This is a genomic window from Sorangium sp. So ce1014, from assembly GCF_051521505.1.
Classification (GTDB): Bacteria; Myxococcota_A; Polyangia; order Polyangiales; family Polyangiaceae; genus Sorangium.
Window position 1 is genome coordinate 12284948 of sequence record NZ_CP150356.1, and the last position, 23424, is coordinate 12308371.

Here is a 23424-nt window from a genome sequence, read left to right on the forward strand (position 1 = left end):
GCCTTGTCCTTGGAGCGTGAGGTCGAGGTCCTATTCGACCGGAGGCGCGCCCTCGCCTTCCGCGGGCGGAGGGGGCGTCGGCCGCGACCGCGCCTCGCCCGTGGGCGATTCATCCTCGGTGGACGGCGGCGGCGGCGGCGGCGGCGGCTGCATCAGCGGAGGAGGGCTCGCCTCCTCCTCGCTGTCCCGCGCGGGGGCCTCCGAGGCGCCGAGGGGGAGGTTCACGCCCCCGGGCTTCCTGGCGGTCGCGGCCGCGCCCGAGCCCGGAGAGTCGCCGGTCTTGCCGCGGCCCCGCGCGGCGGGCGAGTCCCCCGCGTGCGGATCGAACCGCGGCCGCTTCAGCGCGCCGTGGACGTGCCAGCCGTAGAAGCCGTCGGCGCGCTTCGACCGCTTCATCTTGGGCTGCTGCATCTCGATCAGCCCGGGCACGCTCGACCCCGGCGCGCCGAGCAGCGACTTGGTGACGTCGTTCTTCGATCGGTAGGCGTCGGCGAACTTGAAGCGGACGTAGAGGTCCGCCGTGGAGTTGTTCCACGGCTCGCGCATGTTGACCTTGCCGTCGCCGTCGAGCTCGAGGTCCTGGCCGTTCGCGCTCATCTTCGTGATCTTGAGGACGCCGTCCTTCGCCTCCGCCGACAGGAGGAGCTCGCCGAGCTTCGCCTCCGGGAGCGCGATGAGCCCCTGGATCTTCGTCTTGCCGTCGCCGACCGAGACCTCCTTGGCCGAGACCTCGAGCGCGCCGTTCGCCTTGTTGAACTTGCCTTCAGGCGCGCTGAGATCGAGGTTCGCGCTCAGCGTGCCGGCGATCGGCAGGCCGAGGATGTCCCCGAGCGGCTCCACCTGGGCGAGCTCCACGTCCGAGACCTCGACGTGCACGTCGCCGTCCGACTTGCCCATCGGGACCACGCCCTCGACCTCCCCGCCGAACACGCTCGCCCAGAACGAGATCCGCATCCGCCCGATCAGGAAGGGCAGGATCTTCACCCGGGCGTGCGCCTCCTCGATCTCGATGACGCTCGGCTTCGGCGCGCTGTCCTTGGCGGCGTCGCCCGAGGTGAAGGCGGCGGCGCCGCTCGGCCTGCTGCTCGATCCGAGCTCGTTCGGCGGCAGGATGAGCCGCACCCCCTTCATCTCCACGCCCGTGAACCAGTACGAGTCGAGCTCGTCGATCTCGAGGCGCTGCGCCGGGCCGGAGCCCCGCTTCTGCTGCGTGCGATCGAACTCGGCGATCAGCCGATCCTTGAGCCGGTCGTAGGGGAACGTGAGGTAGCCGAAGAGGCCCAGACAGAAGAGGTAAAAGAGCGGGTAGGCCGCCCACTTCGCGATCTTGACGAGGCGCTCCTTCATGGCTCTTGCTCCTCCTCGTCGGCGGCGGCCGTGGGCGCGGCCGGCGCAGGGCTCGCCGGCTGGGGGTCACCCTTCCGGTCGAACGCGGACACGCCGAGCTCCACCTCGTACGAGTCCGGCTCGCCGGCGCGCGGCTTGATGTTGAGCTTCGTCACCGCGACCGGGTGGCCCGAGCTCTCGATGCGCTCGAGCATCTTGGCGAGCCCGAGCATCCCGATCCGGTGCATCTTCACCACCGTGACCCGCTCGGTGTACTTCTTGCCGTGCGGGACGTCGGGGCGATCCTGCGACTCGGCCGCGGTGAGCCCCTGCTGCTTCGCCGCCTCCTCGATGAAGCCGGCGAGGGGCGGCGCAGGCCGCGCGTAGCGCGCGATCAGCGCGTCCTTCTGCGCCTTTCGCTCGCTGACCTTCCCCGAGGCCTCGTAGATCGACTGCAGCAGATCGCGAACCTCGTGGTTCTCGGTGCGCTTGCCGGAGGCGATGCTCGCGAGCCCGATGGGCACGAGCAGGAGCACGATCACCCCCAGGAATCCGAGGAGGAGGGTGAGGAGCCGGCGCTCGCGCGGCTCCAGCTTGTCGAGTCGCTCGCGGAGCGTCATCGCGATCCCTCCGGCTTGTCCGGCGCGCCGGCCGAGGCGCTGTCCGCTCCATCCGCGGCGCCGGTCTTCTTCTTCTTCTTGTCCTCGCACTTGAGATCCAGCTCGAGGACGTACTTGTGCTTGCCCTCCGTGAACTGGCTCGTCCGCCCGATCTTCACGTCGCGGAAGCAGCGGTGTTCCTTCAGGTGATCCGCGATGATCTGCGCGTCCGACACCGACGGGACGACGCCCTGGAGGGTCACGTGGCCGCGGTTCACGTCGAGCTCGAGCACGTCGTGCGTGATCTCCTTCGGCACGGCCTTCGAGAGCTGCACCATGACGTCGAAGGCGTCGACGCGGGGCATCGGGTCCTCGTCGGCCGCGGCGGGGCCCTGGTCGAGCAGCTCGCGCGCCTTCTGCGGGTCGCTCGTCTCCTCGCCGAGCACGTCGCGCGAGGCGGTCGCGAGCGACGCGAGCAGGAGCTCGCGCTCCGCGTCGAGGGTGCGCAGCTCCGCGACGATGGAGAACCCGAAGCTCAGCGCGATGACGGTGCCGAGGCCGGCGAGGATCGGGATCTTCTCGCGCAGGAAGGGGTAGCTGCGCTCGGCCTCGAGCGCGCCCCGCCTCAGGTTGAACCCCTTGGTCTTCGGCGTCAGCCCGAGGGCCAGCCCGAGCGCCTTGGCGAAGCGGGGCAGCGCCGCGGCCTGCTCGGGCGTGATCCCTTCGAGCCGCGGGGTCGGCAGCGGCAGGATGGTGAGGCCGAGCTGGGTCGACAGGAACATCTCCGCGCCCTGGGCGGTCGCGCCGCCGCCGACGAGGTACAGCCCGGCGAGCGGCTCGCCGCCGAGGTTGCGCCACGCCGCGAACGTCTGGCGGAGCTCGCGCGCGAGCGCCGGCGCCGAGCCGGGGAGCCCGGCCGTCCCCCGCGACAGCGTGCGGGCGAAGACCGGCTCGCCGCCGGAGAGGATCACGATCTCGGAGGTGAGGTGGTCGAGGTCGAGCAGCGCGATCGGCACGCTCGCGCCGGCGGGCGACGGCGAGGCGAGCTCCGGCATCACGGCCTCGAGGTTGGCGAGCGCCACCGCGCCGAGCGCGACGCGCTCCGGCTCGAAGCCGAGCGCCTCCTTCACGACGGCGATGCGCTCGCGCACGTCGTCCGTGCGCGCGACCGCGGCGAAGACCGGCAGCGTCTCGGCGCTGGGGGGCCGCTTCAGCAGGCGGTAGTCGAAGACCGCGTCCTCCATCTCGAACGGCACCGTGGCCTCGAGCTCGAAGCCGAGGACGTTCTCGACCTCTTTGTGCGCGGCCGCGGGCAGATCGAGGCGGCGGTAGAACGACCGCTCCCCGGAGAGCGCGATCGACGCGCCGTCGGGGCGGTGGAGCCCGACGGCGGCGCGGATCGCCTCGGCCTCGGAGACCGCGTCCGTGATGGCCGCCTCGCCGAGGGCCTCGACGAAGACCCTCCTGTACGAGGTGCGGATGAGCGCCGCCCGCACCACGGATTTTCCAGCATCTATCCCGAGCAGCCTGTGCATTTCCGCGCTTCTTCCCGGAGGGGTGTCCTATTCGATCCGATAGTAGATGATCGTCCCGGCGGGGTTCGATCGTACCTGCGTTTCGTACGTCTCCGGCGTCGCGGGGGCGCCGGTCTGATTCGCGTTGGGCTGATTGGGGTCGGGCCCAGGGGAGCCCGACCCGTCCTGCCTTGTATCGGTGATCTTCGTTGCCCCCGTGAGATCGAGCACAGCATGTACGCGTACGCGCGTCTCCCGCTTGTTCCCCGGGACGATGCCATCGGCATAGATGCTCAGGAAGCTGCTCCTGTTGCCGAGGGACTTCGTGGCGTTCGGCTTGAACTTGACCGCTTCGACGCCCATCGCCTTGAGCTGCTGCCCGAGCATCGCACCGAGCGAATTGCCGGTCTTCTGGGTCATGGCGTCGACGAAATCTTTCGGGGTGGGGAAGAGGATCCCGCCCGTCATGCTCTGCACGAGCGACGCCACGGTCAGGAACGCCGTCTGCTGGTTCACGTCGGTGCAGAGCGGCGTCGCCGCGATGTCCACGAACTGGTCGCTGCAGGTGAGCGTGAGGAGAAGCTGCGCGTTCGCCGACGTCACGTTCACCTTCTGCTTCCGGCTGCCCCAGACGGTCAGGACCCGCTTGTCCGGGTTGTTCGGATCCGGGTCGACGAACGTCGCCCAGAAGTCGTCGCTCATGCCCCGGATCAGGCGCAGCTCCTCGAACGAGTCGAAGGGGGCGTTCTTGCGCTGATAGGGGAGGCCGACCGTCTGGTAGAAGCTGTCCTCGGCGCCGGTGGAGCTCGGGGCGTTCGTCGACGAGTCGCAGGCGAACGTCTGGTCGCCGGGGTCGGCCCAGTCGATGAGCGCGCTGCAGATGGTCGTGCGATCCGAGAACTGGCCGTCGCCGTCGCGCTCCTCGAAGAGCGCATTGTACTGGGCGGGGCTCATCAGGCTGACCAGCTGTGCCCCGATGGCGATCTGATCCGCGATGCCACCCACGTCGTCGGCGGCGCGGTTGATGTTGATCTTCGAGTCCTCGTCGACGATCTTGAGCTCGAAGCGGCCGCCGCCGGTGAGCCCGAGGTTCTTGCCCGTCGCCGCGCTGGCCTGGCCGGTGGCCTCGGCGGGCGGCGCCGCGCCCGGCTCGACGAGCTGCGCGTTGAACGGGCCGAGGAACATGTCGGTGAACTTCCAGACCGGCACCTGGAAATTGCCCTTGAGCCCGATCATGGCGAGCATCGGCCCGAGCGTCGAGCTGACGCTCGGCTCGGAGGCGATGAGCATCCGCGACAGGTTCACGGCGCTCCGCGCGTAGTACTCGGCCCGGAGCGCGTCGCGATCGGCGAGCGCCGCCGAGAGCTCGGTGGAGGTCTCTTCCTGGAGCTCGGTCAGGAACACGGTGAGCACCGTGATCGCGCCGAGCACCATGACGAGCGCCACGCCCCGCCGGTCGCGCCGCCTCCGGAGGCGGCGGAGGCGGCCGCGTCCGCCCGGCAGGGTGGGGGCGGCGCGCTCCTCGGCGTGGGGGCTCCTCGGGTGGCTCATGGCTCAGTTGGCCCCGAAGGCGATGGGGACCTGCATCGGGATGGGCACCTTCGTCTCGAACTGGATGGGCTTGCCGCCCGGCCCGCCGTTCAGGACCAGCGTCACCCACACCTGCGACGGGAGCCGCTCGAACTGCGCCGCCGGCTGGGTCGAGTCCCACGAGTCGACCCACTCCCCGGTGACGGGATCGAGGTACTGGACATTGAAGCTCTCGATGTCCTCGGCGAGCACGTTGACGACGCCTCCCCTCGTCGGCTCGAGGTCGATGACCTTCGCCTCCCTCCGCACGAGATCGAGCTTGTCGCGATCGGGGTCGCGCGAGCCGAAATAGCCCACCTCGCACTGGTCCGACTCGTGCGTGTTCCTGACGAGCCTCCGGTGCGCGAACGCGGTGAAATCGACGCGGTCGGCGGGCGACGAGTCCTGCCCGGCGAAGGCCGTGAGCCGCACCGCGATGTTCTTGTCGGCCGGCTGGTGCCGGGACAGGAACGCCGCCTGGAGCTCGCGCGAGATGCGGGCGATCGCGCCGCGGCCCTGGTGGTAGCGGTCGCTGATGCGCGAGATGCCCGCGCGCGACCGGCTCATGCCGTCGAACGCGCCGTAGATGAGCGTCCCGATGAGCGCCAGGATGGAGATCGAGACGAGGACCTCGAGGAGGGTCACCCCGCCCGATCGGCCGCGGCGCCTGCGGAGAGAGCTCGCCCTTCGCGCCGTCATGGTCAGCCCCCTCCTCCCTGGCCCGCGCCGCCCGCGCCTGTCTCATCGGGCTGGCCCATCTGGGGCACCGTGACCCACTGCACGAGCTCGAGCGCGTGCTCCTGCGACCCTTGCTGCCAGGTCAGCTTGACCGTCACCCGCCGCGCGCTCGCCTCGAAGATCGGCTGGAGCGTCGGCGCGAGCATGTCCACGAACGGCTGCAGGAGCCCCGCGATCCCGCCGGCGGACTCGCCGCTCCCTTCGCCGCCCGGCGCGCCGACGAGCGACTGCGCGAGATCGTCGAGGCTGCCGCTCGGGGCGGCGGAGCCGCTCGACTCGGCCGGCTTGGTGAGCTCGCCGAGCCCCTCGAGGTTCGTATCGAGATCCAGCTCGCCGTAGTTGGGCTCGGGCATCTCCGGCTTGTCGATGCGCCAGGAGCACTTGATGAAGGTCGACTCGTCGCCCTCGCAGCACGGCCCGTTGTCGGCCTCGTCGAGCGCCGGCAGGCCGTCCTTGGCGAGCCGCTCCTCGATCTCGGTCATCTTGCAGCGCGCGAGCCCGTTCGCGAGGCTGATGTTCCGCGCGTGCGCCGCCGCCGAGAAGGCGCCGGCCTGGGCGGAGAGGATCGCGGTGAGCCCGAGGCCGAGGATGGCCACCGCCACCATGATCTCGAGCAGGGTGAAGCCGCGGGCGCGCATCAGAACCCCGTGTCCTCGCGCTCCGACTCCTCGGCGTCGTCGCGCGGCCTCGGCATGCTCACCTTGCCTCGCCTGATCTCGGTCTTGCCGGTGAGCGGCGAGACGAGCAGCGTCATCACGGCGTCCTCGGTCTCCTGGCCGCCGAGCGAGAGCTGGACGGCCGCGTGCTCGGTCTGGCCGCCAGGCCAGAAGTACAGGTAGGCGCGCCCCTCCGTCACGGGCTCGTCCTGGTGCCCTGTCTCCACCTGGAGGAAGCGGACGCCGCTCGACAGCTCCTTGCCTGGCTTGTCGCTCGTGGGGTCGAAGCCGAACGCCTTCGTCGGCTCGAACGACGGCCGCGGCGCGCGGGGCCCCTTCAGGATCGCCTCGGCCTCGGCCACCGCCGCCCGCTCGGCCTCCGTGGCCGCGGCGGCGCCGCCGGTCCGGTCGTTCCTCTCGACGAGGAGCTCGCCCGTGGACTCCTCGAGCACGATCATCCGCTCCTCGAAATCGAAGACCAGGCGCATCGGCTTCGACTTCGCGTTCGCGTGGGCGTAGGCGACCCGGACGGCGCCCGCGAGCAGCGCCGCGCTCCGCTTCAGCCGGGCGCTCGTGACCGCGCCCATGCCGAGGATCACCGAGCCGCTGATGAGCGCGATCACCGTGACGGAGATCAGCACCTCGACAAGCGTGACTCCCCTCGTGCGCAGGCGGCGTGTCATGAGCGCTCCCTCCGCGTCGGCGTCACATCTCCGCGATCTTGCTGATCTCGGACTGTCTCATGTTGTCCCGGATGTCGTCCGGGGTGCTCTCTTTCTTGTCCTTGCCAATCGAGTAGACGCGGATATCGCCCTCTTCGCACTTGATCCGGTACGGCTGCCCCCAGGGGTCGTCCGTCTTGTTGGCGTCGATCTGCTTCGCGCTCACGAGCGCTTGCATGGTCGGGCAGCCCTCGCCGCCCGCGCCGAGGTTCTGGTACTGATCCGCCGCCGTCTTGATGACCGACGTGCCGGTGTAGGCGCTCCTGACCTTCGCGGCCTCGAGCTTCGGCCACAGCACGAGCGTGGCGCCGCCGGCGATGATCGCCATGATCGTCACCACGATCAGCACCTCGACCAGGGTCACGCCCCGCGAGAGCCTCCGGCCCAACCTTCGAATCCTCATTGCCCTGTTCGTCTCCATGTCCCTCACTCCACCCTGTCAAGGCCGCCGATTTCGCCGTCCGGACCGTCGCTCATCAGATCGTATCCCTCCGCGTCCGTCCTGCCAGGGCAGGTGAGCCGGAGCGGCCTCCCCCAGGCGTCGACCAGATCGATCGCGAGGTATCCCTCGCGCTTCAGCTCTTCCAGCGAAGCCGGGCACCGCCGCTCGTGGTCGGCGCGGTACAGCGTGATCGCCCCGTGGACGACAGACAACGTGGCGCGCGTCGAGCGAATTCCCACGAGCCGCCGCTCGCGCGCGCCGAGGAGCAGGAGCAGGAGCACCATCCCCAGGCCGGCGGCGAACGGCCGCGCGCGCGCCACGCCGCTCCGCCGGAAGAGCCCGCCGCCGCGCTCCCACGGGAAGAAAATCGTGCTCTCTCGGTGTCTCCGGCGCCCCATGAAGCCCTCTACCCGACGAAGTTCGACATCTGCATGAGCGGCATGAGGATGGATATCGCGATGAACGCGACCGTGCCGCCCATGATGACGATCATGAGCGGCTCGAGCAGGCTCGTGAGCACCTGGACGCGGGTCTCGACCTCGGAGTCGTAGGCGTTGGCGACGTTCTCCAGCATCGCCTCGAGCTGCCCGCTCCTCTCGCCGATGGCGATCATGTGGATGACGATCGGCGGGAAGCGGCCGCTGCGCTTCAGCGGATCGGCGATGCTCTGGCCCTCGCGGATCGAGCTGATCGCGTCGGCGATGACCTTCTCCAGGGCGGCGTTGCCGAGCACGCTCCGAACGATGTCCATCGCGCTGAGGAGCGCGACGCCCGACGAGAGCAGGGTCGCGAGGGTCCGCGCGAAGCGCGCGATGGACAGCATCTGGATGAGCTTGCCGAAGATGGGCGCGCTGAGCACGAACGTGTCCCACTTGAGGCGCCCCTTCGGCGTGCGCAGCCAGCGGCGGAACCCGTACACCGCGGAGACCATCACGATCAGCACGAGCCACCAGTAGCTCGAGGCGAACGCCGACGTGCCGATGAGCGCCGAGGTGTACCAGGGCAGCGTCTGGTCCATCGACGCGAAGATGTCCTTCACGTTCGGCACGACCGCGATCATGAGGACCGAGATGAGCCCCATGCCGATGATCGCCATGAGCGCCGGGTAGGCGAGGGCCGCGGTCACCTTGCCCACGAGCTTCGCCTGGTTCTCCATGAAGACCGTGAGGCGGAGCAGCACGCCCTCGAGCGTGCCGGACGCCTCGCCGGCGCGCACCATGCTGACGTAGAGCGGCGGGAAGACCGTGGGGTGCCCCTCCAGCGCCTTCGCGAAGCTCGTGCCCTCGCGCACCTGCTCGCGCACCTGCGTGAGGGCCCGCTTCAGGGACTCCTTCTCGACCTGCTCGATGAGCGCGTTGAGCGACTCGAAGAGGGGGATGCCGGCGCCGATGAGCGTCGCGAGCTGGCGGGTCATCATGGCGACCTCGGACGTCGAGGGGCGGCCCGCGAAGGCGAAGAGCTTGAGATCGCGCTTCGCCTTCGCCTTCGCGGCCCGCTCCTCGGTCGCGCCGGTGAGCATGATGCCGTCCTTGCGCAGGGCGACCCGGAGGGCCTTCGCGTTCTCCGCGTCACGGACCCCTTTGACCGGCTTGCCGGTGCCGACGAGGATGCCTTTGTATTCGAATACCGCCACGGCCTTCCCTACTCGTCGACGATGACGTCTTCCTGCGTCGCCGCGAGGACCTCCTCGACGGTGGTGATGCCCTTGAGCACCTTGCGCGCCCCGTCGTCGCGGAGCGTATCCATGCCCTGGGAGATGGCGACCCGCTTGATGCTCTGCGCGTCTGCGCTCTTCAGGATGAGCGGACCCACGGCGTCGTCGATGACCATCAGCTCGTAGATGCCCCGCCGGCCGACGAAGCCCTTCTGGTTGCAGGCGTCGCAGCCCCCGGGTTTGTAGAACACGGCCCGGTCGAGGTCCTGCCCGATGTAGTCATATTTCTGCCCGTGCACGCTGTAGCGGTTCGAGACCTTGCGCCGCACCTTCCAGGCGATCCGGTCCTGGTCGAGGCCGAGCTGCTGGAGCTCGTAGTCCGAGGGGTGGTAGGCGACCTTGCACGCCGGGCAGAGCAGGCGCACGAGGCGCTGGGCGAGGATGCCGATCACGCTGCTCCGCACGAGGAACGGCTCGATCTCCATCTCGACCAGGCGCGTCACGGCGCCGGCCGCGTCGTTCGTGTGGATGGTCGAGAGCACGAGGTGGCCGGTCAGCGACGCGTGGATGGCGATCTCGGCGGTCTCCTTGTCGCGGATCTCGCCGACCATGATCACGTCCGGATCCTGGCGGAGGAACGCGCGGAGCGCCGAGGCGAAGGTGAGCCCGATGCCGGGGTGGACGTGGATCTGGTGGATGCCGCCGATCTCGTACTCGACCGGGTCCTCCGCGGTGAGGATGTTCCGGCTCGGCTCGTTGATCCGGTTGAGGCAGGCGTAGAGCGTCGTCGTCTTGCCGCTGCCGGTCGGGCCGGTGACGAGGATGATGCCGTCCGGCCGCTGGATGAGCCCGTCCATGATGGCGTACTCGCGCGGCGCGAAGCCGAGGTCGTCGAGCCCGAGCAGGACCGACGCCTTGTGCAGGATGCGCATCACGATCCGCTCGAAGCCGCGGCTCGTCGGCACCGTCGAGACGCGGATGTCGACGCTGTTGCCCGCGATCTTCAGGGTGATGCGGCCGTCCTGGGGCAGCCGCTTCTCGGCGATGTTGAGCGACGCCATGATCTTCACGCGGGCGATGATCGGCGCCATGAACTGCTTCGAGGCGCGCTTCGCGATGTAGAGCTCGCCGTCGATCCGGTAGCGGACGACGACGTCGCGCTCCTCGGGCTCGATGTGGATGTCGCTCGCCCGCTCGCGGACCGCCTGCGCGAAGAGGCCGTTGACCCAGGCGATGATCGGGGCGTCGTCGTCCGAGTCGATGATGTCGACGAGGTTGTCCTCCTCGAGCGCCGTGTCGCCCTCGAGCTTCGCGCCGCCGTCCTCCTTGCGCTCCCAGATGCGGTTGATCGCGTTCAGCACCGCGTCGCTCGTGGCGACCGCGATCTCGACCGGCTTGCCGAACAGCGCCCGCACGTCGTCGATCGCGGTCGTGTCGAGGGGGTCGGCGACCGCGCAGTAGACGACCCCGTCCTGCTCGGCGAGCGGCAGGATCTTGTGCTGCTTGGCGTAGGTGATCGGCACCCGGCTCGCGAGCTCGAGCGACACCGCGTCGATGTCGATGCGCGGGAGGAGGCCGACCTCGCACTCCTCGGCGAGCGCCTTCGCGATGCTCGCCTCGTCGGCGATGTTGGAGGAGACGATGAGGTCCGCGAGCAGCTGTCCGCGCTCGCGGACGGTGTCGTAGAGCGGCGCGAGCCGCTCCGCGGGGACGACGCCCCGCCGGACCAGGATCTCGCCGAGGTACTGCTGCTGCTGCATGCTCATTCGACGCGCTCCATCTGCCGTCCGCCGATCGGTCGCCGCGGGCGCGCCGGCGGCGCCGCCCCGTTCGGCGGCGGGGGCGGGGGCACGTCGCCCTCCATGTCGACCATACCAGGCGCCATCGGCCCGCCGGCCTTGCCTCCGAACGTCGGCAGCCCGACCGGCTCCACCGGCGCGTGCTCCTGCGGCCCCCTCGGCCGCGCCTCCTCCTCGAGGCGCGCCCGCTCCTCCTCGGTCAGGATCGACTGACGGATATCCTCGACGAGCCCGTTCGCCCGGCTGAAGTCGCGCGGCGGCTCCCAGGCGGCGCTGTCGCTGAAGACGAAGTAGCGATCGATGAACTCCTGTCGCTCCTGCATCTTGCGCTCGAAGATGGCCCGGAGGTCCTCCTGATCGCGGATGACGTAGGGCGTCAGCACGAGGAGGAGGTTCGCCTTGGTCATGGTCTTGACCCGCTGCCGGAACAGGAATCCGAGCACCGGGATGTCGCCCAGCACCGGGATCTTGGTCTCCTGGCTGGTCTGGGCGTCGCGCACCAGGCCGCCGATCACCACGGTCTGCTGATCCCTGACGACGAGGGTCGTGCTCGCGGTGCGCTTGTTGATGGGGATCGCGCCGAGCGCGCCCAGGGGGGCGCCGGCGTCCGAGATCTCCTCCGTGAGCTCCAGCCGCACCTGGTCCGAGTCGTTGACGTGGGGGATGACCTTGATCTTCGTGCCGACGTCCTGGCGCGCGGCCGTGCCGCCGAGCCCGCCGAGGCCGCCGAGCAGGCCGCCGAGGCCGCCGAGCCCCGCCGCCCCGCCCGCGCCGCCCGCGAGGTTCGCGAGCTGGCCGAGCCCGCCGCCGCCCACGTTGGTCTGCAGCGGGATGTTCTGGCCGATCGAGATCTCGGCCGGCACGTTGTCGGTCGCGAGGATGTGCGGCGTCGCGAGGATGTTGGAGTCGCCGTCCTGGGCCAGCGCGTGGAGGACGACGCCGAACGCCGGGATCGAGATGCCCGTCCCGAGGATGTTGCTCGTGCCCTGGATCTCGGGGCCCCGGACGCCCAGCGCGAGCGCGCCGAGCTGCGTCGGCAGGCCGCCGACCGACGGGACGATGTTGTTGCCGCCGTAGACCACGCTGTCGTCCTCGGCCTGGCCGGTGAAGGGCGCGCCGGCGTGGTAGCCGATGCCGAAGTCGAGCGAGCGCTTGACGTCCACGTCCATGATCACGGCCTCGATGAACACCTGCCGTCGCGGCTCGTCGAGCTGGTCGATCACGGTGCGCAGCTGGGCGTAATCGTGGGGCGACGAGGTGATGAGGAGCTTGTTGCTCGCCTCGTCGCAGGTGACCTTGACCTGGCCCTCGAAGATGTCGTCGGTCGAGCCGGGCACCGCAGGCGCGTTGCGCGCGGCCGCCCTGCCGCCCACGGCGGCGCCGCCGCCGCCGCCCCCGCTGCCGCCGAGGACCTGGTTCAGCGTCGCCGACAGCTCCTTGCAGCCGGCGTGCTGGAGCGAGAGCACGTGGACCTGCCCCTCCCCCGACTGCGGCACGTCGAGCCGCTTCAGGATGCCGAGGACGCGCAGGTAGTCCGGCTCGGAGGCGGTGATGATGAGCGAGTTGGTCCTGTCGTCCGCGATGATGCGCGCGCCGGTGCCGCCGGCGCCGGGGGGGGCGCCCCTGCCGGCCCTGCCGCCGCCACCGCCGCCGGCCCTCGGGTCCACGATCTCGTTCAGCTTCGTCGCGACCTCCGCGGCGGAGCCATAGTGAACCGGCTGCACCCACAGCTGGTCGCCGGCGCCGCCGACGTCGATCTCCTCGACGATCCGGAGCATGCGCTGGATGTTCGACCCGGTGTCCGTGATGATGAGCAGGTTGCCGGGCGGGTAGACGGTGACGTCGCCGTCCTTCGATTTGAACTTGGTCAGGACGCCGCCCGCGTCGTTGGCGTCGATATGGGACAGCCGGTACAGGCGGGTGACGAACCGGTCCTCCGCGGGCACGGGCGCGGCGGTGCCGAACACGGGGGTCGTCTCCGAGACCGCGCCGGGCGTCTCCACGATCTTGAGGAAGCGGCCGTGGGGGATGACGGTGAGGTCGTTCGAGGCGAGGATCGACAGGAACGCGCTGTACGCCTCGGCGACGGTCACCTTCTCCGGCGCGTACACCGTGGCCTTGATCTGCCGGAGCTTGCCGCCGTAGATGAACCTGCGCCCGGTGATGTTGCTGATCGCCTTCACCAGCTCGGGCAGGTCGGCCTCGTCGAGGTTGAAGCTGACCTTGTAGCCGCCGGGCTTCGGCTTGAACTCGATCTCCTGGACCCCCTGCTTGACCCCGGCGAGCGGGTCGTCCCCCGGTTCTCCCGCGGCGCCCGCCGCCCCCGGCGCGCCTGCAGCGGGAGCGCCCGCGCCCGGCGCTGTCGAGGGGGCCCCGGGGCGGCCGGGCGCCGGCGCGCCCTGGCCAGGGGTCCGCAGCACGGGAGTGCTGCGATTCGCGGGCTGCGCTGCGGCCGGCGGGGCCGCCGCGGCGAGCACGAGCGCCGCCACCGGCGCGGCGAGGAGCCTCCTCTGGAGGCAGCAGGATCGCTCGAGGGTCGTCATCACCATCAGTCGGCTCGATATTCTCTGCGTGAGGTTGGGTTGGGGGGGGCGGCGCCGCTCAGTCGGCGTTCGGCGCGCTTTCGCGCTCGGCCGGCGAGGGGGGCCGCGGCCGCTTCGAGCGGGATGTCCTGCCCAGGGCGCTCTTGTTCGTCCCGGTGGTGGCCTCGCCCTCGGCTTCTTCCGCCGCGTCCGACGCGGATCCTTCGGCGCCGTGGGGCGGCAGGACGGCCTTGGCGACCGACACGAGGACCAGGCTCATGACCCCGACGAACGTGAGTGAGCCGAGGACGAACGTGCCGATAACGACCAGCGTTCGCCGGAGCAGGCTCCCCTCGTTCAATCTACCTATCCATCGCGCCATGCCACTACCCTGCTTTCGTCCCTGGAATTCAGTCCGCAGCGCTCATTTAATGTTGAAGTCGATGTTCATCGGCTTGCCCTTGCGGTTGACGCTCACCGTGAGCCGGTCCGCCGTCCGGAGCCGCGCATAGGCCTCGAGGGCCTTCTGCGGATCGCTCATCTCAAACCCGTTGATGCTGGACAGCCGATCTCCGTTCTCCAGCCCGAGCGTCCCGAGCAGCGAGTCCGGTCGAATCCCGAAGAGACGGATGCCGACCACCTTGTCACCCTCCTTTTCGGGGACGATGCGCGCAGAGCGCATCAGCTCGCCCTGGTTCTCGAGGATCTGGTCGACGGCGCTGCGCTCCACGTTGAACTCCGTCTCGCTCACCCGCTGGATCTTCGAGGCGATCTCGGGCGGGACCTTCTTGCCGCCGCGGGCGGTCGCCTTCGACGTCGTGGCCGTCGGCGCGGGCGCGGGCGTCGGCGCCGCGGCGGTGCGCGCGCCGGCGTTCTTGCCGCCCACGATGGACTGGCACCGCGAGCTGCCGGAGGTCAGCCAGACCCGGTCCCACCCCACGTAGTAAACGGTCTGCCCGCTGATCTCATCCCCCTGCCGCCGCAAGATCGCCTTGCCGTCCGAGCCGGCCATGGCCGCGAACGACCACTCGGGATCGTCGGCCTGCGTGATGAGCAGGACGCGGGCGCCGTCGCACGACGGGTCCGCGTACGGGTCCTTGTTGCTCATCTCCTGCTCGATGGTCGGGAGCTCGACCGGCTTGCCATCGAGCGGCCCGGTCACCGAGTCGAACGGGTTGCGCGAGAGGATCGGCCCGGCGTGCGTCGCGTGGTCCGTGTTCGCGGTCGACCCGAACGTCGGCGACCGCGGCGGCGGGCTGACCGGCGCCGGCGGCGCGTCGACCGCGACGCTCGAGGCCACGAGCTGACCCATGCCAGACGCCTGGAAATAGGCGGCAAGCGCGATCAGCGCGCCCAAGAGCCAGGGAAAATACCGCTTCAGGATCGCGTCGATGCCCATGCGCCCATGCTCCTCTAAGCGGGTTCCATGCCAGGGGTCAATCGCTGGCAGTTCCCCCGGCTTTTCACGAAAATTCGGGGACTGCCCCGCCAAGGTGACGCACCCGAGGCGCCCGGGATAGCCCCCTCTGCCAAAGTGACAAATGGATTTTCACGGGGGGTGCCGGCGCGCCGGAGCGCGCCCGGTCCGCCGGACGGCGCGCGCGGGGTCACTCCAGCTCGCCGAGCTTTCGGTAGATCGTGCGGGTGGAGATGCCGAGCAACTGCGCGGCCACGGACTTGTCCCCGCGGGCGTGCCGGAGCGTCTCGCGGATGAGCCTGCGCTCGACCTCGTCGAGGGGCGTGCCGACCGAGAACGTGAGCGAGCTCGGCTCGGCGGGGGCGGCCTCGCGGATGAAGTCGGGCAGGTCGTCGACCGAGAGCTGGTCGGCGCGGCAGAGCACCACGGCGCGCTCCATCACGTTCTCGAGCTCGCGGACGTTGCCCGGCCACGTGTAGTCGGTCAGGCGCGCGAGCACGTCGCGCGGCGCCTCCAGGCGGGGGCGGTTGTTCTTCGAGCAGTAGACGCCGAGGAAGTGGTCGACGAGGAGCGGGATGTCCTCGCGCCGGGTCCGGAGCGGGGGCGCCGTGATCGCGATCACGTTGAGCCGGTAGAACAGGTCCTCGCGGAAGCGGCCCGCGGCGACCTCGGCGCGGAGGTCCTTGTTTGTGGCCGCGACGACGCGCACGTCGGCGCGGACCGTGTCGCCGCCGACGGGCTCGTACTCGCCCTCCTGCAGCACGCGGAGGAGCTTCACCTGCACCGCCGGCGAGAGCTCGCCGATCTCGTCGAGGAACAGCGTGCCGCCGGCCGCCTTGGCGAAGCGGCCGTCGCGCTTCGCGAGGGCGCCGGTGAACGCGCCGCGCTCGTGGCCGAAGAGCTCGGCCTCGAGGATGGTCTCCGGGATGGCGGCGCAGTTGACCGCGACGAACGGCCCCCGCGACCGCGCGCTGCGCTCGTGGATGAAGCGCGCGAGCAGCTCCTTGCCGGTGCCGCTCTCGCCGAGCACGAGCACCGTGGCGCTCGAGGGCGCCGCCTGGGTCGCGATGTCGAGCACGCGGCGGAGCGTCGGGCTCGAGCCGACGATCTCGCGCTTCATGAGCAGCTTGATCTCCTGCCGCAGCGAGCGGTTCTCGGCGACGAGCGACTGGCGCTCGGCGGCCTTGCGGACGCTCTTGATGATCGTCATCCGCTTGAGCGGCTTCTCCACGAAGTCGTAAGCGCCCTCGCGCATGGCCTGGACCGCGGTCTCGACGGTGCCGTACGCGGTCATCATCACGACCTCGGTGTCGGGCGCGAGCTGCTTCAGCGCGCGGAGCAGCTCGAGCCCGCTGACCCCCGGCATCATGAGGTCGGTGAGGACGACCTCGACGCGGCGGCTGCGCACGATCTCGAGCGCCGCCTTCGCGCTGTCCGCCGTGATGACGCGCATGCCGTCGCGCTGGAAGATCTTCTCGATCGAGGCGACGTTCGACGGCTCGTCGTCGACCACGAGGACCGTCGGCGCGCCGGGCGGCGGCGCGGCGCCGGCGGGCGGAGGCGCGCTCGGGGGGGCTCCGATTTGTGCCAGATCGTCAGCCATGCGTCACCATGTCACAGGCGGCGCCGGCGTGTCCAGATGAGCACGGGTCTGACAACGTCCGAGCCGGCGGCTGACAAACTGACACGGCGACCTCGTCGCCGCGGCGCCCGGCAGAGATCGCAGGGTTCTCAGCGGATGAGCTTCGACAGGTGCTTGAAGTCGTCCGTTCCGGCGACCCTGAGCCAGTCGAAGACGACGGTCTCGGCGGTGGTGATGGTGGCGCCTGCGGCGCGGCAGAGGTCGAGGCCGGCGAGCCGGTGGTCGTCGCGGCGCGAGGCGACGCCGTCGAGCGGCACGTGGACCGCGACGCCGCGCGCGGCGAGCTCGCGCACGGTCTGGAAGACGCAGACGTGCGCCTCCATGCCGACGACGATGGCGGCGCGGGGCGCGCGCTCGTTGAAGGCGCGCTCGAAATCGAGCGCGTCGCAGGCGGAGAACTCCATCTTGTGGATGACCGGCGCGCCCGCCTGGGCGAGCTTCTCGGCGATGGGCGCGACCGTGCGCCCGAGCCCGGCGGGGTACTGCTCGGTCGCGATGACCGCCGCGCCGAGCCGCCGCGCCGCCTCGATCAGCACCGACGCGGCGCGGGTCAGGGCGTCCATCTGGGGCGCCGGCATCGCGGCCGCGAGCTTCTCCTGGACGTCGATGAGGATGACCGCGCTGGTGGAGGGCTCGATCCTTCGCATGGCTACCTCGTGGTCCGGAAGCTCCTCAAGAACCGGAGCAGGTCGCTCCGCAGGTCGAAGCGGAGGAGCGCCTCGCCGATGACGGCGCCCCCGTCGCCGACGAGGACGCCGGGCAGGAGGGTCATCGACTCGAGGAGATCGCCCGGGCGCACGGTCTTCCGGCCGGCGAACGCGCAGCGGCGGCCGTCGTTCGCGGTGAACTCGAAGGAGTAGGGCAGGGTGCCGGTGCGCGCGAGATCGAGGCCGAGCCGCCCGGACAGGTAGCGGTGATCGGCGAACCCCTCGGCGTCGATCTCGCCCTCGATCTCGACCTCGGGCCTGCGCAGGAAGGCGAGGAGGCCGCGCGAGCGCGCGCGGATGGTGAACGACATGGGCCGCTCGTCGGCGGGGGACTCGACGAGGTGGAAGCTCCCGGCCATGGTCTCGCAGAACTCGAAGCCGCGCATCACGCCTCCGCCCATCACGCCTCCGGGGGCGCGCCGCGGGGCGGCGCCGGCAGCGGCGGGCCGGCCGTGGCCTCCGTGAAGTCCTCGGGCGGGAGCACGAGCCGCTCGACGCGGCGGCCCGCGGCGAGGGCGTCGACGATCTCCGGGATGTCCGCGGGGGTCACGCGCCCGTAGAAGTAGCCGTCCGGCTCGACGGCGATGACGGGGCCGACCCAGCAGACGTCGAGGCAGCTGGCGGAGCAGGCGCGCACCTCGAGCTTCGCGAGGCCGCGCTCGGCGAGGGCGGCCTTGAGCTGCGCGTGGATGCCCTCGGCGCCGCGCTGGGCGCAGGAGCCCTTGGGGACCCCGTCCGGGCGGCGGTTGACGCAGACGAAGAGGTAGCGTTTTCGCTGGGGCACGGGGCGAATCCTCGTGCGTGGCGGGCGCCAGGTCAAGCTGGGGCGGGTGAAGGGATGGGGCGGGGGAGGGGAGCGAGCTGCGAAGCTGCGCTGGAGAGTTGCGAGGAGCACGACGAGGCGCCCGGAAGGCCATGCTCCGGCGGCAACGAGGCTGGGGAGCGCGCCGGAAGGCGGTGATGCGGCTGCGGGGGCGGTTCGGAGGGCTCCGGACGGGACGCGCTCGCGACGGAGGGCGATGGGAGCGGTTCGGAGCGCGGTGTGCCGCGGGAACATCGCGTTTCTGGGCGGCGGTGCGACGATTTTGCGGAGCGTGTGCAGCGCGCACGACAGCGAGCGGCGCGTGGCGAACGGCGCGTGTGCGTCGCGACCGGTGCGTGATCGGTAGGTCAGATGTCTGCGGACGTCGTGGGCTCCGCGGGCGCCTCGGGCGGCGCCGTTTCCTCGGGTTCCCCTTCCTCCTCGACCGCGGTCCGGCCGGGCCGCCGGCCGGACGGGCGCACCTTGGCGGCGAGGTCCTCGAGGCCCGCGAAGGTGCAGCTCGTGGCGAGCCACGCGGCGCCCTGCCCAAAGCTCCGGTCGCTCTTGCGCATGGCGAGCTGCTTCGCGCGTAGCGTCGCCTCCTTCTCGCGCTCCTCGGTCGCGGCCTTCGCGAGCGCCTTCCTGAGCGCCGGCAGCTCGGCGTCGATCTCGCCGGCGAGCGCGGCGCGGTCGACCTTCATCGACGCCCGCCTCGGCTTCGGGAGCTTGATGTCCGCATCGCGCAGCGCCTTCACGACGCGCTCACCGATCGTGACGAGCACCGAGGGATCCTCCGGGACTGCGCCGTCGAGCCGGAGCTTGCGCAGCCCCGCCGGACCGAAGGCCGCGTCGATGGCCGCGCGCCCGTCGACGAGCGCCGAGCGCAGCCGCGCCGCGGCCTCGTCGCGCGCCTCGCGCGGCGCGGCGTCGTCTGCGAGCTCGTGCTCGTGCGCATCGTCGGCCGCCACGAGCGCCGCCGTGTCCGCGGCGATCCGGCGCGCCATGAGCCGCACGAGGAGCGCGACGTCGGGCATGGCTTCGCCGGATTTCAGGTGCGGCGCGAGCTCGGCCGAGAAGCCTTTTGCGATCTCGTCGGCGTGCGTCGCGGCAGAGGCAGCCACCGCGCGGCTGGACTTCTCTCTATCGGTCACCAGTTTCGAAGCCATCCATTCCTCCTTCATTCGGGGAAGCGCGGCCCAAGAGGGCCGCAGTGTGTCCGGCCAGGATCGTCCGTGTGGCGTTGCCGCGCAAGACGCGGTGCGCGCGGTATTCGTGCGCTGGCGCGAGCCTGGGGAGGGGAGCTGGTCGGCGGCGACAGGGCTGCTGGTCTCGACATGCTCGTGATTCCGCGGCGCGAGGTATGGCGCGCACGAGCTTGACGCCGGAGGTCATACGAGTGCAGCCAGGTTGCGAGGTGCGGCATGGATCTGATCTCGGAGTGTGCCCTCGGCGTGGCGAAGGTCGGGTGGCAGCCGCGGCATGGCAGCTTCGCGTTCACGGTGGTGTGTAAGACGACGTTCGAGCTGCGGCCCGAGATTTCGCCGCTCGCTGCGACGCAGGTGCCTGTCGTCGAGGCCGACGTGTACACGGGCGAGGGCGACGGTCTGGCGCTCGCATCGGAGCTGGTGCCGTTCAAGAAGCGCCCCGAGGTGCTCGTCGCCGGGCGTGCGTACGCGCCGGAGGGACGACCCGTGCCGTCGCTCGTGGCGCGGCTCGTGGCCGGCGAGATCGACAAGTCGATTCAGGTGGTGGGCGATCGGTATTTCGGCCGCGATGGATTGCTCGGCGATCCAGCACCCTTCACGACCATGCCGCTGGTGTGGGAGCGCGCAGCCGGCGGCTCGGGTACAAGCAATCCAGCCGGCAGGCCGCTCGGTAGCGCGGCGCGGGCTGACCTCTCCGGCCGAGTGCCGGCGCCCAATCTGTTGCCTGTCGGGCTTCGGCTCACGTCGCGCAGCGACATCGTCCCGCCGGTGGGCTTCGGTCCGATCGCGCCGAAGTGGCCCTCGCGCGTGGCGTGCCTTCAGCGGCACGCTGCCTGGTGGGAACCGAGCCGGTGGTACGAGAGGCCGCTCCCCGACGACCTCGATCTGGCGTACTTCAACGCCGCGCCGCCCGATCAGCAACGCGCGCAGCCGTTCGGTGAGGAGGTGATCTACCTCGAAAATTTGCACCCGCGCTTTGCGCGCCTGTCGACGCGGCTCGCGCCCGTTGCGCCCGCCGTGATGGTCGATCATGGTTCCGGCCCACAGCGGCTCCAGCTGCGCTGCGACACGCTGGTCATCGACTCGGATCGCGGGCTCGCGATGCTCGTGTGGCGTGCGCACGTGCTGCTCGATCGACCAGACCGCCCTGGTCGCGTGGTCGTGAGCGGACCGGGTACACCGGATGCGGCGCCCTCCGCGCGGGCACACGACGAGCGCGGCGTGGAGGGCACGCTCGAGCCGAATGCCGTCCTGCTCTCGTCCCTCGCGCTGCCGTTCTCTGGCGGCGCAGCGCGGGGCTCGAGCTCCGTCCCGACGCTGGCGACGGCCGGCAAGGCCGCGCCCGCATCGGCAGCGATCACGGCTGACCACCGCGCACCGCCGAGCGTGCGCGCGAGCACGCCGGCGCTCCCCGAGAATCCTCTCGAGAAGACCGAGGCGCTCGGGCTAACGGTATCGTCGGTGATGCTGCCGTTCGCCTCCACGCAGGGGCAGGGCGTGCCCGAGCGCGGCATCCCACCTCGGTCAAGCACTGTGGGACTGCCGTTCGTGCCGGCGTCGGCGCGCGGCGATGGGGAGGGGGCGCCTCCATCGCGCCGCCCGGATCCGCAGGGGGGCACACCGGCGCCGGTGAGCAGTGTGCGCTGGGGGGCGAGCTCGAACTCACCTGCTGCCGTGCCGCCGAGTCAGCCTGCGTCGGTGCCGCCGTGGACCATGTCCCCGGAGCCGCCTCGCCAGTACGCGCCGCCGCCGCTGTCCGCACCAACCGCGGAGCCGATGCCCCCGTCTGTGCAGTCGCCGCCTGCGAGCGCGACGTCGCAGGCTCGGTACGTGGCCGCTGCGGCGGTGGACGGAGCCGGGCGCGCGGAGCGCTGGCCCGCGCCGGCGTCATCACCGGTGCGCGAGCCACCCGCGCCGCCGCCGGTGCTCGGCGCGATCGAGGCGTCCGCCGTGGCGCCTGCTGCGAAGTCCACCGGAGGTACAGCGGCCGCAACAGCCGGCGGGCAGGACGAACCGGGGGCGGTTGACGAGCCCGTTCCGGAGGTCGCCTTCGAGGCGTACCCGCCCCAGCGGTGCGGTGCGATCGCAGCACGCCTGGCATGCGACGAGGGCTCGACCGGCGACATTTTGCGCGTCGAGGAGCTCGACGAGGTGAGATGGCAGCGCGTTCACGCGCACTGGCTCGACCGGATCCGCGACGAAGCTGCGCGCAATAGGAAGAGGCTGCTCTCGGACTACGATGGCGCCTACGTCGCCGCGCTGGAAGCGAAGCGCGGCCCCATTGCAGTGAGCGATTACGCGCGTCTCGCCGAGGCGGCCGAGCGCGGCGCACTCGCTGGAGCGCTCGTCGAGCGCGGTCTTCCGGAGGGCGCGTGGTTGCACATCCACCGCGTATGGATCGAGCGCATGGTGAAGGACGTGCGGCTTAGCAAGCAGGCGCGGAGCGAGATCGATGCTCTGCGTGCGGCGAGCTGAGCCTTGCGTTAGTTGATCTCGACCGACCCGCCCTGGATCCGATTCACGCCGGACGAACGCGAGAGCACGTACGCGCCGCGGATGACGATCTTACCGGCGCGAGTTAGCGTGATGCTCGATTCACCGCAGCGCAGGACGAGTTCTTCCTCAGCTTTAATCTCGATCCGCTGCCCGTCGGCCGTCGCCTCGGCCTGCCCAGCCGCGAGCGGCGAGACCATCTTGCCCACCACGACCGGGCGCTGCGGGTCGCTCTCCTCAAACATCAGCGCCACCTCGCGCCCCAGGTCCTCCTCGCCGATCCTCGTCATGGCGCGCGCACCCAACCCGTGCTCGGGCGCGCCCGGGAACGTCACAGCTACGACCCCGGAGGTTTCAACGCCTACAACACGGCCCACCACAACTCCGTCGATGCGGCTGGCGAGCGGCGGCAACGACCGAGCGGTGTTCTGGGCGAGGATCTGCTCCACGAGCGATGGAGATGCCTCATGCTCTCCGGGCAAGGAGTCACGCTCGTCCGCCGTCTCTGCGAGCTCCGCCAGCGCCTGCCGGCCGTCGCCTGCTCGTTCCCCTTGGCTCATATGCACTCAATCTCCACAGTGTCGTTGTACAGGTGGCAAACGCCGGGGTCGAGCCCCTCATTTGGCCGCGGCGGTCATCGCGCCGCTGTGGAAGATGACGCTCCATCGACCGTCCTCGCAGAACGCTGCGCCGCCGTGGCCGGCCACGAGGAGCACCCCATCCCGTGCGGAGAGGTTCCCCGAGCAGATCTTCACCTCGGGGCCGACGGGGGCCTCGCGGAGCTTGTCACCCTCAATGACCCAGAGACCATAATCGCTGGTGCAAAAGACGCGGCCTTGGTACGGGACCATGTCCCGGAACGGGATCGTCATGTTGCCGTGATGGATCTGCCGCCACGAGTCGCCGCGACCCTTGAAGACATGGCCGTGGAGCGCGCCCACATAGACGCTTCCATCGGCCGCGCAGCACAGCGACGTGAGCAGCTGGTTGCTGGGGAACGCACACCGGCGAAAGGTCGTGCCATCGAAATGGAAGACGTCACCGGCGCCGCCCACTGCGTAGATGTCGCCCTCGTCGAAGCCGTCGATGTCGTCGAAGCCTTCAGGCGTACGCCCTTTCGGCTCGGGGATCCGATCGGAGTAGGCGAGCCACCGGTGATCGCCCTCTCGGCGGCCGAGCGTCCGGTTGTTCCCGGCGACGTACAGGTGCTCGCCGATCGTCTTGAGCTTCAGGATGGCCCCGCGCCTTGGGCCGCCCTCGTCGACGAGGGAGATTTTTTCCATGTGGGAGTCGCCGGAGCCGGTGGCGTAGACTCCTCCGCTCACGCCGGCCGCGATTACCTGCGGCTTCGGAGGGGCGGGGCTGAAGCCGATCAGGATCCCGTTAAACCCCCTCAGCTTGGCTGCGCTCCATCGCCGCCCCTCCGGCTTGCTCCGGATAAATGGGATCAGGCGCTTCTCGAGCTCCTCGTCCTCCGGCGGCTCGCCGCCATCCCAGTCGGGCCACTCCGTGTAGTCCTCCTGCGCGACGAAACAGAAGACGTCCCTGCTCCGGACCGTGCATCCGAGTACGTTGAAGCCGAGGAGATGTTTCTTGAACTCATCGATCGAGATCATT

The 23424-nt window shown here is 70.5% G+C and carries 22 protein-coding genes; 1 reads left to right on the top strand and 21 read right to left on the bottom strand.

What is annotated here, in order from left to right; genetic code table 11:
• Positions 1 to 30: 30 nt before the first annotated feature.
• The 19 genes from gspN to WME75_RS46335 form a co-directional block, all read right to left on the bottom strand.
• Positions 31 to 1347 (bottom strand): type II secretion system protein GspN, encoded by a 1317-nt coding sequence (gene gspN, locus WME75_RS46245; RefSeq protein WP_437484852.1) that lies wholly within the window; start codon positions 1345 to 1347, stop codon positions 31 to 33.
• Positions 1344 to 1946: a hypothetical protein gene (locus tag WME75_RS46250; protein ID WP_437484854.1), complete on the bottom strand. Its 603-nt coding sequence runs from the start codon at positions 1944 to 1946 to the stop codon at positions 1344 to 1346. Before WME75_RS46250 ends, gspN begins: the two co-directional genes overlap by 4 nt.
• On the bottom strand, positions 1943 to 3460 hold the full coding sequence (pilM, locus tag WME75_RS46255) for a type IV pilus biogenesis protein PilM (RefSeq protein ID WP_437484855.1): 1518 nt from the start codon (positions 3458 to 3460) through the stop codon (positions 1943 to 1945). Before pilM ends, WME75_RS46250 begins: the two co-directional genes overlap by 4 nt.
• 27 nt (positions 3461 to 3487) lie before the next feature.
• Complete coding sequence (locus WME75_RS46260; protein ID WP_437484857.1) at positions 3488 to 4990, bottom strand: general secretion pathway protein GspK; 1503 nt, start codon at positions 4988 to 4990, stop codon at positions 3488 to 3490.
• A 3-nt stretch (positions 4991 to 4993) separates the two neighbouring features.
• Positions 4994 to 5707, bottom strand: coding sequence for a type II secretion system protein GspJ (locus tag WME75_RS46265; RefSeq protein ID WP_437484859.1), 714 nt, complete (start codon positions 5705 to 5707; stop codon positions 4994 to 4996).
• A gap of 2 nt (positions 5708 to 5709) precedes the next feature.
• Positions 5710 to 6384 (bottom strand): type IV pilus modification PilV family protein, encoded by a 675-nt coding sequence (locus WME75_RS46270; protein ID WP_437484861.1) that lies wholly within the window; start codon positions 6382 to 6384, stop codon positions 5710 to 5712.
• Positions 6384 to 7085, bottom strand: a complete 702-nt coding sequence (locus WME75_RS46275) for a pilus assembly FimT family protein (RefSeq protein WP_437484863.1) — start codon at positions 7083 to 7085, stop codon at positions 6384 to 6386. Before WME75_RS46275 ends, WME75_RS46270 begins: the two co-directional genes overlap by 1 nt.
• 22 nt (positions 7086 to 7107) lie before the next feature.
• Entirely contained in the window at positions 7108 to 7512 is a 405-nt protein-coding gene (locus WME75_RS46280) for a prepilin-type N-terminal cleavage/methylation domain-containing protein (protein WP_437484865.1), read from the bottom strand.
• A gap of 38 nt (positions 7513 to 7550) precedes the next feature.
• Positions 7551 to 7964, bottom strand: coding sequence for a type II secretion system protein GspG (locus tag WME75_RS46285; RefSeq protein ID WP_437484867.1), 414 nt, complete (start codon positions 7962 to 7964; stop codon positions 7551 to 7553).
• 8 nt (positions 7965 to 7972) lie between these two features.
• Entirely contained in the window at positions 7973 to 9199 is a 1227-nt protein-coding gene (gene gspF, locus WME75_RS46290; RefSeq protein WP_437484869.1) for a type II secretion system inner membrane protein GspF, read from the bottom strand.
• A gap of 8 nt (positions 9200 to 9207) precedes the next feature.
• The gene (gene gspE / locus WME75_RS46295) at positions 9208 to 10986 is read right to left on the bottom strand and encodes a type II secretion system ATPase GspE (protein ID WP_437484871.1); all 1779 of its coding nucleotides are present in this window, start codon (positions 10984 to 10986) and stop codon (positions 9208 to 9210) included.
• Entirely contained in the window at positions 10983 to 13568 is a 2586-nt protein-coding gene (gene gspD, locus WME75_RS46300; protein ID WP_437484873.1) for a type II secretion system secretin GspD, read from the bottom strand. Before gspD ends, gspE begins: the two co-directional genes overlap by 4 nt.
• Before the next feature lie 52 nt (positions 13569 to 13620).
• Positions 13621 to 13902 (bottom strand): hypothetical protein, encoded by a 282-nt coding sequence (locus tag WME75_RS46305; protein WP_437484875.1) that lies wholly within the window; start codon positions 13900 to 13902, stop codon positions 13621 to 13623.
• A gap of 63 nt (positions 13903 to 13965) precedes the next feature.
• A complete protein-coding gene (gene gspC / locus WME75_RS46310) occupies positions 13966 to 14940 on the bottom strand; it encodes a type II secretion system protein GspC (protein ID WP_437484876.1) in 975 nt (324 codons plus the stop codon).
• A gap of 208 nt (positions 14941 to 15148) precedes the next feature.
• The gene (locus tag WME75_RS46315) at positions 15149 to 16561 is read right to left on the bottom strand and encodes a sigma-54-dependent transcriptional regulator (protein ID WP_437484878.1); all 1413 of its coding nucleotides are present in this window, start codon (positions 16559 to 16561) and stop codon (positions 15149 to 15151) included.
• A gap of 128 nt (positions 16562 to 16689) precedes the next feature.
• Positions 16690 to 17247 carry an isochorismatase family protein gene (locus WME75_RS46320; protein ID WP_437484880.1) on the bottom strand — a complete coding sequence of 186 codons (558 nt, stop codon included), beginning with the start codon at positions 17245 to 17247 and terminating at the stop codon, positions 16690 to 16692.
• 2 nt (positions 17248 to 17249) lie between these two features.
• Positions 17250 to 17693, bottom strand: coding sequence for a hypothetical protein (locus tag WME75_RS46325; protein WP_437484882.1), 444 nt, complete (start codon positions 17691 to 17693; stop codon positions 17250 to 17252).
• Between the two features lie 14 nt (positions 17694 to 17707).
• Complete coding sequence (locus WME75_RS46330) at positions 17708 to 18091, bottom strand: (2Fe-2S) ferredoxin domain-containing protein (protein WP_437484884.1); 384 nt, start codon at positions 18089 to 18091, stop codon at positions 17708 to 17710.
• A 386-nt stretch (positions 18092 to 18477) separates the two neighbouring features.
• Positions 18478 to 19275, bottom strand: a complete 798-nt coding sequence (locus tag WME75_RS46335) for a hypothetical protein (RefSeq protein WP_437484886.1) — start codon at positions 19273 to 19275, stop codon at positions 18478 to 18480.
• Between the two features lie 255 nt (positions 19276 to 19530).
• Here WME75_RS46335 and WME75_RS46340 point away from each other — a divergent pair, with 255 nt between their 5' ends.
• Positions 19531 to 21789 carry a DUF2169 domain-containing protein gene (locus WME75_RS46340; RefSeq protein ID WP_437484888.1) on the top strand — a complete coding sequence of 753 codons (2259 nt, stop codon included), beginning with the start codon at positions 19531 to 19533 and terminating at the stop codon, positions 21787 to 21789.
• 8 nt (positions 21790 to 21797) lie between these two features.
• Here WME75_RS46340 and WME75_RS46345 read toward each other — a convergent pair whose 3' ends face one another.
• Positions 21798 to 22247, bottom strand: a complete 450-nt coding sequence (locus tag WME75_RS46345; protein WP_437495074.1) for a DUF6484 domain-containing protein — start codon at positions 22245 to 22247, stop codon at positions 21798 to 21800.
• A gap of 177 nt (positions 22248 to 22424) precedes the next feature.
• Positions 22425 to 23423: a hypothetical protein gene (locus tag WME75_RS46350; RefSeq protein WP_437484889.1), complete on the bottom strand. Its 999-nt coding sequence runs from the start codon at positions 23421 to 23423 to the stop codon at positions 22425 to 22427.
• Position 23424 lies beyond the last annotated feature (1 nt).

What these genes read in the sequence shown, in the direction of transcription:
- WME75_RS46270 (WP_437484861.1), bottom strand. Translation starts at nt 6,384, where the DNA reads ATGCGCGCCCGCGGCTTCACCCTGCTCGAGATCATGGTGGCGGTGGCC.
- WME75_RS46275 (WP_437484863.1), bottom strand. Translation starts at nt 7,085, where the DNA reads ATGACACGCCGCCTGCGCACGAGGGGAGTCACGCTTGTCGAGGTGCTG.
- WME75_RS46315 (WP_437484878.1), bottom strand. Translation starts at nt 16,561, where the DNA reads ATGGCTGACGATCTGGCACAAATCGGAGCCCCCCCGAGCGCGCCTCCG.
- WME75_RS46285 (WP_437484867.1), bottom strand. Translation starts at nt 7,964, where the DNA reads ATGGGGCGCCGGAGACACCGAGAGAGCACGATTTTCTTCCCGTGGGAG.
- WME75_RS46325 (WP_437484882.1), bottom strand. Translation starts at nt 17,693, where the DNA reads ATGCGCGGCTTCGAGTTCTGCGAGACCATGGCCGGGAGCTTCCACCTC.
- pilM (WP_437484855.1), bottom strand. Translation starts at nt 3,460, where the DNA reads ATGCACAGGCTGCTCGGGATAGATGCTGGAAAATCCGTGGTGCGGGCG.
- WME75_RS46320 (WP_437484880.1), bottom strand. Translation starts at nt 17,247, where the DNA reads ATGCGAAGGATCGAGCCCTCCACCAGCGCGGTCATCCTCATCGACGTC.
- gspD (WP_437484873.1), bottom strand. Translation starts at nt 13,568, where the DNA reads ATGGTGATGACGACCCTCGAGCGATCCTGCTGCCTCCAGAGGAGGCTC.
- WME75_RS46250 (WP_437484854.1), bottom strand. Translation starts at nt 1,946, where the DNA reads ATGACGCTCCGCGAGCGACTCGACAAGCTGGAGCCGCGCGAGCGCCGG.
- WME75_RS46335 (WP_437484886.1), bottom strand. Translation starts at nt 19,275, where the DNA reads ATGGCTTCGAAACTGGTGACCGATAGAGAGAAGTCCAGCCGCGCGGTG.
- WME75_RS46340 (WP_437484888.1), top strand. Translation starts at nt 19,531, where the DNA reads ATGGATCTGATCTCGGAGTGTGCCCTCGGCGTGGCGAAGGTCGGGTGG.
- WME75_RS46265 (WP_437484859.1), bottom strand. Translation starts at nt 5,707, where the DNA reads ATGACGGCGCGAAGGGCGAGCTCTCTCCGCAGGCGCCGCGGCCGATCG.
- WME75_RS46350 (WP_437484889.1), bottom strand. Translation starts at nt 23,423, where the DNA reads ATGATCTCGATCGATGAGTTCAAGAAACATCTCCTCGGCTTCAACGTA.
- gspC (WP_437484876.1), bottom strand. Translation starts at nt 14,940, where the DNA reads ATGGGCATCGACGCGATCCTGAAGCGGTATTTTCCCTGGCTCTTGGGC.
- WME75_RS46260 (WP_437484857.1), bottom strand. Translation starts at nt 4,990, where the DNA reads ATGAGCCACCCGAGGAGCCCCCACGCCGAGGAGCGCGCCGCCCCCACC.
- gspN (WP_437484852.1), bottom strand. Translation starts at nt 1,347, where the DNA reads ATGAAGGAGCGCCTCGTCAAGATCGCGAAGTGGGCGGCCTACCCGCTC.
- gspE (WP_437484871.1), bottom strand. Translation starts at nt 10,986, where the DNA reads ATGAGCATGCAGCAGCAGCAGTACCTCGGCGAGATCCTGGTCCGGCGG.